This is a genomic window from Actinosynnema pretiosum (assembly GCF_024171695.1).
Taxonomy (GTDB): Bacteria; Actinomycetota; Actinomycetes; order Mycobacteriales; family Pseudonocardiaceae; genus Actinosynnema; species Actinosynnema pretiosum.
Genome location: NZ_JAMTCF010000020.1, coordinates 1 through 11,926 on the forward strand (window position 1 = coordinate 1; position 11,926 = coordinate 11,926).

Genomic DNA, 11,926 nt, shown 5'->3' on the forward strand with positions numbered 1-11,926 from the left:
GTTCCCGGCGAGGCCGCCTGTCCGCCGCGTCGGCCCGCTGCTCCGGCCGGACCTGTCCCGGTGTCCTGCCCAGCGCACCCGGTTGCAGCCTTGGCCGCTTCAGGCCTGCACGCCTGCCCGCCATGCCCAGCTGTTGCTCCGGCCGTTCCCGGCGAGGCCGCCTGTCCGCCGCACCCGAACGCCACCCCGCCCGGACCCGCCCCGGTGTCCCATCCGTCCCGCCCGGCCGCTCCCGACCGGGCCGTCCACCCAGCGCGCCGAGTCACCGCCCCTCCCGCGCCCGGCCCGCTCACCCGCCCGCCGCCCCCGACCACACCCACCTCGGGCCCGCCCGAGCACGCCCCGTCCCCGCCTAGCCCGCCAACCCCGCCACTCCGCCCGGCCGCACCCCGGCCGCACCCGGTCAACCCCGGAGCCACCACCCGGAAGACCCGCGCCCGCATCCACCCTCCAGCCTCATCGCGTTCCCCGCGCCAACCGCCCGAACCGCGCCCGAGCCCGCCGCGCGTCCGCCTCCGCGCCGAACCCCCGGTACACCTCGACCGCCTCCGCGAGCCGCACCTCGTCGCCGAGCAGGACCGCCGCGTCCTCCAGCGCCCCCGCAAGGTCAACGGTCCGACCCGCCGCCCGGTAACGCCCCGCCGCCACCAACACCTCGGACGGGTCAGCGCCCAGCAGCCCCCGGCAGTGCGCCGCCGCCACCTCCGCGCCCTCGTCCAGGCACACCCGCAGCGCCCGCTCCGCCACGTCCCGCGCCCCCTCCACCAGCGCCGACCGGGTCAGCAGCGGCATCCAGCGGTGCCGCGCCAGCAGCCCGCGCGGGCGCAGCAGCGGCACCAGCGCGGGAACCGGCGCGCTCCCGGCCAGCGCCCGCGCGACCGCCAGGAAGTCCGCCTGCTCGTAGTGCGCGGGCACCACCGGCGCAGGCGCCCCGTCCCACCGCACCGGCAACCCCCGCCGCACCCGCACCAGCGCCGCGATCCCCCGCCCCAGCAGCACCCGCCCCCGCTCGCGCGACCCGGACCGCGCCACCCCGTCCTCGGCCCGCTCCAGCGCCCGGTCCCACCGCCCCGTCCAGTAGTCCTGCTCGGCCGCCCGCACCAGCACCACGCCGCGCGCCAGCACCCCCGGCTCGTCGGCCCGACCGGCGCGCAGCGCGGCGTCCGCGTCGGCGAACCGGTCCAGCGCCCGCAGCGCCTCGGCCCGGTCCGCGACCAGCTCGTGCCACAGCCCGGCCAGCACCGCGTCGCCCGCCACCACCGCCGCGCCCTCCTCGGCGCGGGCGAGCGCCCCCGCGTGGTCGCGCCGCGCCATCGCCACCTGCCACAGCGCGCGCAGCGCCAACCCGTCCGCCATCCGGTCGCCGGGCGGCACGGCCAGCGCGTGCGCCTCGGCCGACACCACGTCGTCCAACCCCTCCCGGTGCACGAGCGCCAGCAGCGCCCGCATCCTGGCCCGCCACACCGGCGTGCCCGCCGGGTCCGCGATCGCCTCCGCGAGCATCCGGGACGCCTCGCCCGGCTCGCCGTCGTCGAGCTGCAACCGGGCCAGCAGCCAGCGCATCTCCCCGATCCGGTCGGCGTCCCTGGAGCGGGCCAGCACGTACCGGACCTCCGCGTCGGGCCGCTCGCCGAGCAGGAACAGCAGCCGCGCCAGCTCGGCCAGCAACCGCTCCCGGTGCGCGGGTTCCAGCGCGGGCTGCCGCGCCACCGACCGCAGCAGCTCCACGGCCGCCCCGGGCTCCGCCGCCGCCAGCGCGCCGGAGCGCGCCGTCAGCCAGTCCACCACCCAGTCGTCGGCCAGCTCGGGGGCCGCCGCGATCTGCCCGGCCACCACCGCGACCGCCGCGCCCGCCTCGGCCAGCGCCCGCGCGGCCTCCCGGTGCAGCGCCGACCGCACCGCCTCCGGCACCCCCAGGTACAGCACCTGCCGCACCAGCGGGTGCCGGAACGCCAGCAGCTCCCCGCCGTCCACCAGCACCCCGGACTCGGTGGCCTCGGACAGCGGCCCGAGCAGCCCGGACGCGGCGGTGCCCAGCGCGGTCGCCACGTCCGCCACCGCGAACCGGTCGCCGAGCAGCGCGGCCCTGCGCAGCACCTCGGTGGTGTCGTCGGACAGGAACGACAGCCGCCGGTTCAGCGCCGCCACCAGCGACGGCGACGCGGTCCGCCCGGCCCCGTCCACGTCGGCGGTCCCGTCGCGCCGCTCCAGCGCGCCTTCGCGCACCAGCGCGTCGGCCAGCTCGCGCACGTACAGCGGGTTGCCGCCCGCGCACCCGGCCAGCCGCAGCAGCTCCGGTCCCGGCGCGGCCCCGACCTGCTCGGCCAGCAGCCCGGCGACCTCGGGCTCGGACAGCGGCCCGAGCGCCAGCACCAGCCCGCCCCGGTCGGCGGCGGCCCGGCGTACCCGGTCGACGTCACCGCGCCGGGGCACCGGGCGGGCTGCGGCGACCAGCAGCAGCGGCAGCTCCCCGGTCAGCCCCAGCAGCCGCCGCCACACCGCGACGCTGGCCTCGTCGGCCCACTGCGCGTCGTCCACCACCAGCACCGCGGGCCCGGCCGCGCACAGCTCGGCGACGAACCCGGTGAGCCGCTCCGCGGCGGCGGCCACCGGGTCGCCCAGCCAGGAGGCCGGGTCGTCCAGGGCGGCGGCGAGCGCGACCCGGCGCGGATCGGCAGAGCAGGGCGACACGTCCAGGCAGTCCAGCACCACCCGCAGCGGGAACCGCCCGCCCAGCTCGTCCCCGCGCGCCCAGCCGAGCTGCACGTCGCGGCCGTCCAGGGCGACGTCGAGCAGGGCGGACTTGCCGATCCCCGGCTCACCCTCGACCCACACCGCCCCGCCCCGCCCGGCCACCACCTCGGCGACGGCGGCCCGCAGCGCGGCCAGCTCCCGCGCGCGCCCGGTGAAACCGGCGGGGGTGGGCGGGGGAGCGGACAGCGCGGGTCCGGACCGCCCGGTCACGTGCTCGCCGAGCCCGGTCACGTCCGCGTTCACCCGGCCGGGAGACCCGTCGCCCGCGTGCCCTGCGCCCGCGTGCCCTGCGCCGGGGCGCCCGTCGCCCACCTGCCGGTCACCGGTTCGCCCGACATCCGCCCGCCCACTCCCGGCCTGCGCGCTCCCGAACCGCCCACCTCCGGCCTGCCCGCTCCCGAACCGCCCGTACCCGCCGGTCCCGTCGTCGTCCCGGCCGCGCCCACCCCGCTCATCCCCACCCGGCGGCCCGGTTCCGGCGCCGTCCGGCCAGGGGCTGCCCCGAGGTGGCAGCAGATCGGCCCCCCGCGCCCAGGCCGTGTCGTCCCCGGCGCCGTCGTGGTCGCCGAGCACCTGGCTGTGCGCGTGCCGCAGCGCGGGCCCCGGCTCGATCCCGAGCTGCTCGACGAGCGCCTGCCTGGCGTCCCGGAAGACCTCCAGCGCCTCGGCCTGCCGCCCACCCCGGTGCAGCGCCTGCATCAGCAGCGCCCGCAGCCCCTCCCGCATCGGGTGCTCGGCGGTCAGCGCGGTCAGCTCGGCGACCACGTCGGCGTGCCGCCCGAGCCCCAGCGCCAGTTCGGCCCGCCGCTCCACGGCCGCCAACCGCAACTCCGCCAACCGCGACCGCTGGGCCTCGGCGAACGGCCCCGGCACCCCCGACAGCGCGTCTCCCCGCCACAGCCCGAGCGCCTCGTCCAGCTCGCGCAGCGCGGTGGCGGGGTCGGTGGCGGCGAGCTCCTGGGCGCGTTCCCGGTGCGCCTCGAAGCGGTTCACGTCCAGCCCGCCGGGTTCCAACCGCAGCGCGTACCCGGCCCCGACGGAGTCGATCACGCCGGTGGAGGCGCGGCGCGAGCGGTCGGGGTCGAACGCGCGGCGCAGCCCGGACACGTAGGTGTAGAGGCTCGCGCCCGCCGTGGCCGGGGGAGCGTCGCCCCAGACGCCGTCGACCAGCTCGTCCCTGGCCACGGTCTGCCCGCACCGGGCCGCCAGCATGGCGAACACGGCCCGCCGCTGAGCGGCCCCGACGTCCACCTCGACCTCGCCGAGCCAGGCCCGGACCGGTCCCAGCAGGGCGACGCGCAGCGGCGGACCACTAGGCACGGCGGCTCCTCCCCGATCGCCGGAGGCGAGCCCCGAGCGCGGCTTTGCGCGACTGGGCGGAATACCTGGTTTTCCCCGGCTGGTGGTTCATGGCACAACACTTACTCGTTCCCGGTAACGCGGCGGCGTGCGCGGCAATGCGGCCACCCGCGTTCCCGGAAACATATTCACTTTCCGTGCGCGTCCGTCGGCATTGCGGTGAACACGAATACTGCTCCGGATGGGGTAACTCACACCGGCGCACGTTGGAGTGCGAAGGAAAGACACTCGGAGTGGAAAAAGTCATGCGAGCCTCATCACAACGGGTTCTTCCTGTCGCTGCAAGTGCTTGAGGTGTGAAGAAGGTGCACACGCAGTGCGCCACCCGAAGGAATGGCCGAACACCAAGAACCGAACCGAATCCCCCCGACTGAGACACCCCGCCAACACCTCACCCGCTCGGTCCCCGCCCACAACCACCCACCCGTCCCACCCACGCCTGCCCTGCGCACGCCCATGCGCCCATGCGACCCGTCGCTCCTGCGAGGCCTCCGGTTGAACGGTCCGTTCAACCACGAACAACCGCCCGATCATCCCCACCCCCCGCTTGCTGGGCAGTTGCCCTGAGCCTTCGGTTGAACGGACCGTTCAACCGAAGGCGGTGCGCGCGTCCAGGACGCTCTCCCCGCCTCCCCTCCCCGCCCGTTTCCCGCGCAACGCCTCCGCCTCCGTGCACCCTCCGTGCACCCCTCCGCGCACCGCCTCCCCGCGCCCCGCCTCCGTGCCCGCCTCCCCGTCGCCCCTCCCACGCCCGTTTCCCGCCCGCCCTGCCCGACCGCACCCCCACCCCGGCCCGCTTCCCGCCCACCCCACCCTGCTTGTGCCCTCCCCAGGGGTGCTGGAAGTCCCACCCGTCCCAGCACCAACGACCCTGGGTCCACCCCCTCCCCACCGAGCAACATCAGTCATGTGGAGGTGGGTGTGATGACGGAGAAGCCGATCGTCGTGGGAGTGGACGGGACCACCGACGGTGAGCGCGCCCTGGTGTGGGCGCTGGACGAGGCCGCGACGCGGGGTTGCCCGCTGCACGTGGTCAGCGCCTGGGACTACGAGCCCCTCGCGGACTGGACCGAGCAGGCCGAGGTGCTGGCCCGCCGCAGGGCCGAGACGATCATGGACAACGCCCTGCGCCGCGCAGCCGACCGGCCCCAGCCGCCCGCCGTGGTGCGGCGCGCGGTGCGCGGGCCCGCGGCCGAGGTGCTGGAGTCGGAGGCCACCGGCGCGGCGATGCTGGTACTGGCCGCGCACGCGGGTCGTGGACTGCGCCGCTCGGCGTTCGGCCGGGCGCTGCTGGGCACGACCAGCACGCACTGCGTCCGCCGCGCCCCGGCCCCGGTCGTGGTGCTCCCCGCCCGCTGACCCCGGACCGGGCAGCGCCGCCCGCCAACCCGGAAAACCGCGATCCAGAACCGGGCGAAACCGCCCGGACGACACCACAGCCGCGCGGAGGACACCGATCCGGTGCTCCACCGCGCCTGCGGCGTTCACCCCGCCGACAATTCCCGGACCCGCGAACTCCTGTCCGGTCCACCACACCACCCGATATCGAGCGATTAGCTCAGTAGGGTGACCCGGTTGGTGGACCCGACCCCCAGGAGTGACGCGTGAACGACTGGCCGCGACTGACCCAGGACGAGCAGCGCGAACTCCTGGCCGTGATAGCCGTGACCCTGCTCGAATCCGCCCCGTCCGACTGGCAGCGGATAGTCCTGGAGCACCGCCAGCTCGGCGGTCACATCGAGATCAGCGTCGGCCTGATCAGCGAGGACGGCGCCCTGCGCGCCTGGACCCCGCCGCAGCTGGTCTGGCACCGGTTCCAGGACCTCCGCGCGGGCGTGCGCGAACCCGACCGGGGGACGTGGTTCACCGCCCGCTACACCCTGGAGCGCCCGGACCGCTTCGACGTCCACTACGACTGGACCGCCGAACCCGAGTTCCGCGAACCCCCCGACCTCCGCGACTACCGCGAGGACCTGGACGAGTTCCCCCGCACCCCCGCGCACACCCCGCCCTGGTTCGAGGCGCGGCTGCGGGAAGCCGTCGGCGATCCGGGTCACAAAGCTTGCCTCTGACGTCAATGTCAGGTTTTAGCGTGGACTCCAGAACCCGAACACCGGCGCTAGGAGCCCTCGTGTCCACCAGCAGCGCAGAGCGCGCGGCAACCCTGCTGTCCCGCCCCTTCACCGTCGGCTCGCTGACCGTGCCCGGCCGGGTGGCGATGGCCCCCATGACCCGCGCCTTCTCGCCGGGCGGCATTCCCGGCGCCGACGTGGCCTCCTACTACGCGCGCCGCGCGGCGGGCGGCGTCGGCCTGATCGTCACCGAGGGCACCTACGTCAACCACCGCTCGGCGGGCCTGAGCGACCGCATCCCGCGCTTCCACGGCGACGAGCAGCTCGCGGGCTGGGCGAACGTCGTCGAGCAGGTGCACGCGGCGGGCGGCACGATCGTCCCGCAGCTGTGGCACGTCGGCATGGCGCGCCCGGCGGGCTCCCAGCCGAACCCGTCCGCCCCGTCGATCGGCCCGTCCGGCGTCGGCATCGGCGGCACCGCCGACGGCGACACCATGACCCAGCAGGACATCGACGACGTCGTCGCCGCGTTCGCCACGGCCGCAGCCGACGCCGAGCGCATCGGCTTCGACGGCATCGAGCTGCACGGCGCCCACGGCTACCTGATCGACCAGTTCCTCTGGGCGGGCACCAACCGCCGCACCGACGCCTACGGCGGCGACCCGGTGGCCCGCACCCGCTTCGCGGTCGAGGTCGTCGCGGCCGTGCGCGCGGCCGTGTCCCCGGACTTCCCGCTGATCCTGCGCATGTCGCAGTGGAAGATGGGCGACTACGGCGCCCGCGTCGCCGACACCCCGCAGGAGCTGGAGGCGATCCTCGCCCCGCTGGCCGCCGCGGGCGTCGACGTCTTCCACGCCTCCACCCGCCGCTACTGGGAGCCCGAGTTCGAGGACGAGGGCGACCTGAACCTCGCGGGCTGGGTGAAGAAGCTGACCGGCAAGGCCACCATCAGCGTCGGCTCGGTCGGCCTCGACGCGGACGTGTCGAAGTTCTTCGGCGGCGACCCGGCAGCCGCGCGCACCGACGTCGACGCCCTGCTCGACCGCCTGGAGCGCGACGAGTTCGACCTGATCGCCGTGGGCCGCGCCCTGCTCGCCGACCCGGAGTGGGTGGCGAAGGTCGTGTCGGGCCGCGCCGACGAGATCACCCCGTTCACCAAGGACGCCGCGACCACCCTGGTCTGACGCGCCGAGCAGCACCGCTCAGGGCGGTGCGGGACCCCACGGGCCCCGCGCCGCCCCGAGCCGTCACCGGGCCGGGAGCCCCGTCCCGGAGGACCCCGGTCGGGTACAGTCGTCCTGGTCGGGGAACCAGTCGCGGCACCAGCCGCTGCGGTGCCCGGTCCATTCCGGCTCGGTGGTTACTCGGCCGGGGAGTCAGGAGACCGGCTTGCAGCCGGATCGCCAGCACGTCCCACCCGCACCACGTCTTCTCGGCGCCACGTCCGCGCCACCCGCGAGCACCCCGGCCCCCGGACGGGGGAACCGGTGAACTGGAACTCCAAGGTCTCCTCCGAGCGCAGCGTCGCCGCGACGCGGGAGGCCACCCGTGAAGCCGCGGACCTGGCGGAATCCGCCCACCAGCGCCGCGCGGCCCTGGTCGTCGCCGACCACGCGGTCGGCGTGCACGACTGCCGGGAACTGCTGACCATGCTGGGCCTGTCCGACTTCGGGGCAGGCTCCCGCCAGCCGGTCGCGCGCGTCCGGCAGGCCGAAGGAGCGGGGTGATGACCCGTTCGCGCACCGCTCCGCGATCCTGGCCCGCGACTTCCGGGGCGTCCAGGGGAACCGGCCGGTCGAGCACGGGGTCACCGGGCCCGAGAGCGTGCGGGATCGTCCCTGCTGCGTGACCGGCTGAGCCCGTGATCGGCTGAGCAGGGGACCGGGCTTCCCGCGAGCACGAGACCGGTGCGCGAGCACGTGCGCACCGGTCTCGTGCTCGCGGGCCTGCCCGAGGTCGGCGGGGCGACCGGAAGACCCACGTCCGCTGCCCGTGCCCGAGGAGCCGCGCCGCCACGGCGGACAGGCGCTGCTCGACCAGCCACGGGCGGAACGCCGGACCACCGCCGCCCGCGTCGAACCGGGCTCAGCCCGCGCGACCCCACCCGTTCGCACGCCCGCGCGACTGGTTGCGCGCCTGCCCGCGCCGGTCGCCGCCGCCGTGGCCGGAACCCCCGTGACCGGGGTGCCCGTCCCCTCCGGGGAGGTCGCCGCGCCCGTGCGAGCCGCCGCGACCGCGCTGGTCGCCCTGCCCGCGCCGGTCGTCCCGGCCCCGAGGGGCGCCGCGCCCGGCCGAGGGGCGCGCGGGCCGCCACGCCGGGGCCTGCTCCGCCCAGCCGTCCCCGAGCGGTGTCAGCGACGGCACGAAGCTGGGGGCGGCCACGGCGCCGCGCTGCTCGCGGGGAGCCGCCTCCGGGCTCTCGCCGTCGGGGTGGCTGAACAGGACGGGCTGCACGGCCTCCTGGGCGGGACCGCTCTGGGACTGGGTCATTCGCTCACCGGTGCTCTCGGTCGTCGGGTGGGTGGTCGCCCGCAGTGGGGGCGTCCGCTGGGTGGTCGTCCGCGACGGCGCGCGTCGCCGGGTGCTCGTGGCGTGCGCGCCGGTCACCGCGAACCCGCCCTGCGGCGCATCCGCTCGGCGAGCCCGGACCAGTCCGCGTCCCCGACCAGCAGCAGCGGCGTCCAGTCGTGGACGTCGCGCTCCGACACCGCGTCGGCGACCAGCGCGGCCACCGCCTCCGGCGGCGGGACCAGGTCGCCGGTCGAGCGGGACAGCACCACCGGCTCCTCGTCCGGGGAGGTCTCCACCGACACCACCCACCCGTGCGCCGCGCTCCAGACCAGCATCAGGTCCCGACCGGGGTGCGCCTCGGAGCGGCACCCCAGCGCGAGGTAGGCGGTGGCCGTGTCGGTGACCTCGGAGGAGGTGCCGTCCGGCGGGACCTCGACCGCCTCGGCCACCGCGCGCACGTAGTCGTCGAGCGCCTCCGCGAGCGCGTGCGCGCCGCCGTCGCGCGGCGAGGTCCCCTTGCGCGGGGAGGTGGGCCTGCGCGCCCCCGCGACGTCCTGGGGGTTTCCCGGCCGGGTCTGGCCGGGGAACGCGCGCGGCGCGGGCACGGCGCGCTTCTGCAGCGGTCGCTGCGGGGCCGTCCGCCCCGGCGCGGGGAGGTCCTCCCCGGTGGGCCGGTCGCGGCGCGCGGGCGCAGCCTTGATCAGGTCGGGTCGAGCGGGCGTCCTGCTTCGCCTCATGTGGCTCCAGTGTCGTGTGCTCCCACCGGTGCGCGCCCTTCGGGCCGCGCGGCGCGCGATCACCGCGTCGGACGGGGCGAACCGGCTCCACCCGCACGTCCGCGCCGATCACCCGCGTCGTGCGCGGGTCGCAGCGGTGGTAGCCCGCGTCAGCGCGGGGCGTGGAGGTGGTGGAGCGAGCGGGAGCCGCGGTGTCGCCGGCCCCCGTGCCCTGGCGAACGGCCAGGTGCGTGAGAAGCGCCCCTGCGGGACGCAGGCAGCGGGTTGTCCTGACCACTGTATCCCATCGGACCCCGATCCGGGGCGGTGAGCCGCCGGTGGATCGGGCGGTGGCGCGCGCCCACCGTCCTCGGACCGGTCCACAGCGGACTGCCCCGACCGGGCGAGACGTCGATCGCACGCACCCCGATCGGCCGGAAATGTCGGACCGCCTCGGTAGCGTCCTGCCCGTGAACGCCGAAGAGCGCATCCGGGATCTCGCCGACCGCGTCGTCAGCCTGCGCGACGCCTACTACCGGGGCTCGCCACTGGTCGCCGACGCGGAGTACGACGCGACCGAGGACGAGCTGCGGTCCCTGATCGCCGCCCACCCCGAGCTGACCCCCGACCCCAACCCGCTCGACCAGGTGGGCGCCCCCGCCGTGCTGCACGCCCCCGTGCGGCACGCGCGACCGATGCTGTCGCTGGAGAAGGCCACCCAGCCCGAGCAGGTCGCGGCGTTCCTCGACCGCTTCCCCGGCCAGCCGGTCGTCGTCATGCCGAAGCTCGACGGCCTGTCCCTCTCCCTGGTCTACGAGGGCGGCGCGCTGCTGCGCGCGGTCACCAGGGGCGACGGCACGACCGGCGACGACGTGACCCCGCTGGTGCGCGCGCTGGCCGACGGCGTGCCCACCCGCGTGCCCGCGCCCGGCCGGGTCGAGGTGCGCGGCGAGGCGGTCATGCTGCGCTCGACGTTCACCGCCTACAACGAGGCGCACCCGGACAAGCCGCTGATCAACCCGCGCAACGCGGCGGCGGGCACCCTGCGCGCCAAGGACCCGGCCACGGTCGCCGGGCGCAGGCTGCGGTTCCTGGCGTTCGAGCTGGACACCGACGCGGAGGCGGGCGCCGCGGTGGGCGCCGACCTGGAGCAGGGCCTGGGAGCGCTCGGCTTCACCCCGGCCGACATGCGCCACGCCGTCGACGCCGAGGCCGCCCAGCGGGTGATCACCGAGATCGAGACCGGCCGGGCCGCCCTGGACTACGACCTGGACGGGGCCGTGCTGCGGCTGTCCGACCGCCGCGCCTACGCCGCCGCCGGGACGCGCTCGAACTCGCCGCGCGGGGCGCTGGCGTTCAAGTTCGCCGCCGAGGAGAAGACCACCCTGCTGGTGGACGTGGTCTGGGACGTGGGCAAGACCGGCAAGGTCGTCCCGGTGGCGCACCTGGAGCCGGTGTTCGTCGGCGGCACCACGGTCACCAGGGCGACCCTGGCCAACCAGGAGGTCATCAAGGCGCGCGGCGTCATGGTCGGCGACACGGTGCTGGTGCGCCGCGCGGGCGACGTGATCCCGTTCGTGGCGGGCGTGCTCGACGCGGCGGGGCGCACCGGCCAGGAGCGCGAGATCGTGCCCCCGTCGACGTGCCCGTCGTGCGACCAGCCGCTCACCGAGCAGGGCAACAGCCGCGAGCTGTTCTGCACCAACGTCTCCTGCGCGGCGCAGACCGTCCGCAGGCTGATCCACTGGGCCTCGCGCGCCGCCGCCGACATCGACGCGATCGGTCCGGTGTGGATCGAGCGCTTCGCCGAGGCCGGGCTGCTGGAGCACCCGTCGGACTTCTACCTGCTCACCAAGGAGCAGCTGCTGGAGTTCGAGCGGGTCGGCGAGACCTCGGCCACCCGCATGATCGAGTCGATCGCCGCGAGCCGGGCCGTCGGCCTGCGCAGGGCGCTGATCGGCTTCGCCGTGCCGATGGCGTCCGAGGGCACCGCGACCCGCCTGTGCCGCGCGGGCTTCGGCTCGCTGGAGGAGGTCGCGGACGCGGGCGAGGAGCGGCTGGTGGAGGTCGAGGACATCGGCCCGAAGGTCGCGGCGTCGCTGACCGAGCACCTGGCCAGGCTGCGCCCCGAGCTGGTCCGTCTGCGCGCGCGGGGCGTGTCCCTGGACGTGCGCGACGAGGACCTGCCCCCGGTGGTCGCCTCGGACGCGCCGCTGGCGGGCAAGACGGTGGTGATCACCGGGGCGATCAGCGACCCGAGGTCGGGCGAGAAGGTGGCGAGGCCCGCGTTCCAGCGCCTGTGCGAGAAGGCGGGCGCGACCACGGCGTCGTCGGTGTCGGCGAACACGGACATGCTCATCACCGGGGCCGAGGTGGGCGCGGGCAAGACCGCGAAGGCGGAGAAGCTGGGCGTGGCCGTGGTGGACCAGGGGGAGATCTGGACGCAGCTGATCGCGGCCGGGGTCGCCTGACCGGGGGGCACTCCGCGGGAACGGGAAGCGGGCGGCTCGGGTT

8 protein-coding genes are annotated in these 11,926 nt (G+C 76.3%); 5 read left to right on the forward strand and 3 right to left on the reverse strand.

Features of this window, described 5'->3' with window-relative positions; genetic code table 11:
- Nucleotides 1-456: 456 nt before the first annotated feature.
- Nucleotides 457-4,074, reverse strand: a complete 3,618-nt coding sequence (locus LV78_RS41190) for an ATP-binding protein (protein ID WP_308208782.1) — start codon at nt 4,072-4,074, stop codon at nt 457-459.
- Between the two features lie 963 nt (nt 4,075-5,037).
- On the opposite strand from LV78_RS41190, the gene LV78_RS32365 reads away from it, so the two are divergent.
- From LV78_RS32365 to LV78_RS32380, 4 genes are all read left to right on the forward strand, one after another.
- Nucleotides 5,038-5,472, forward strand: coding sequence for a universal stress protein (locus tag LV78_RS32365; RefSeq protein WP_253849823.1), 435 nt, complete (start codon nt 5,038-5,040; stop codon nt 5,470-5,472).
- A gap of 245 nt (nt 5,473-5,717) precedes the next feature.
- The gene (locus LV78_RS32370) at nt 5,718-6,185 is read left to right on the forward strand and encodes a hypothetical protein (RefSeq protein WP_253849824.1); all 468 of its coding nucleotides are present in this window, start codon (nt 5,718-5,720) and stop codon (nt 6,183-6,185) included.
- Nucleotides 6,186-6,244: 59 nt separating this feature from the next.
- Entirely contained in the window at nt 6,245-7,369 is a 1,125-nt protein-coding gene (locus LV78_RS32375; protein WP_253849825.1) for an NADH:flavin oxidoreductase, read from the forward strand.
- Nucleotides 7,370-7,672: 303 nt separating this feature from the next.
- Entirely contained in the window at nt 7,673-7,912 is a 240-nt protein-coding gene (locus tag LV78_RS32380; RefSeq protein ID WP_253849826.1) for a hypothetical protein, read from the forward strand.
- A gap of 358 nt (nt 7,913-8,270) precedes the next feature.
- Here LV78_RS32380 and LV78_RS32385 read toward each other — a convergent pair whose 3' ends face one another.
- Together LV78_RS32385 and LV78_RS32390 are read right to left on the reverse strand one after the other, a co-directional pair.
- The gene (locus tag LV78_RS32385; RefSeq protein WP_253849827.1) at nt 8,271-8,675 is read right to left on the reverse strand and encodes a hypothetical protein; all 405 of its coding nucleotides are present in this window, start codon (nt 8,673-8,675) and stop codon (nt 8,271-8,273) included.
- 113 nt (nt 8,676-8,788) lie between these two features.
- A complete protein-coding gene (locus tag LV78_RS32390) occupies nt 8,789-9,433 on the reverse strand; it encodes a DUF6292 family protein (protein WP_253849828.1) in 645 nt (214 codons plus the stop codon).
- A 449-nt stretch (nt 9,434-9,882) separates the two neighbouring features.
- Between LV78_RS32390 and ligA the strand changes: the two genes are divergently transcribed.
- Nucleotides 9,883-11,883 (forward strand): NAD-dependent DNA ligase LigA, encoded by a 2,001-nt coding sequence (ligA, locus tag LV78_RS32395; protein WP_253849829.1) that lies wholly within the window; start codon nt 9,883-9,885, stop codon nt 11,881-11,883.
- Nucleotides 11,884-11,926: the final 43 nt, after the last annotated feature.

Bases quoted from the DNA above. Each gene is read 5' to 3' on its own strand.
- LV78_RS32365 (WP_253849823.1), top strand. From the start codon at position 5,038: ATGACGGAGAAGCCGATCGTCGTGGGAGTGGACGGGACCACCGACGGT.
- LV78_RS32385 (WP_253849827.1), bottom strand. From the start codon at position 8,675: ATGACCCAGTCCCAGAGCGGTCCCGCCCAGGAGGCCGTGCAGCCCGTC.
- LV78_RS32390 (WP_253849828.1), bottom strand. From the start codon at position 9,433: ATGAGGCGAAGCAGGACGCCCGCTCGACCCGACCTGATCAAGGCTGCG.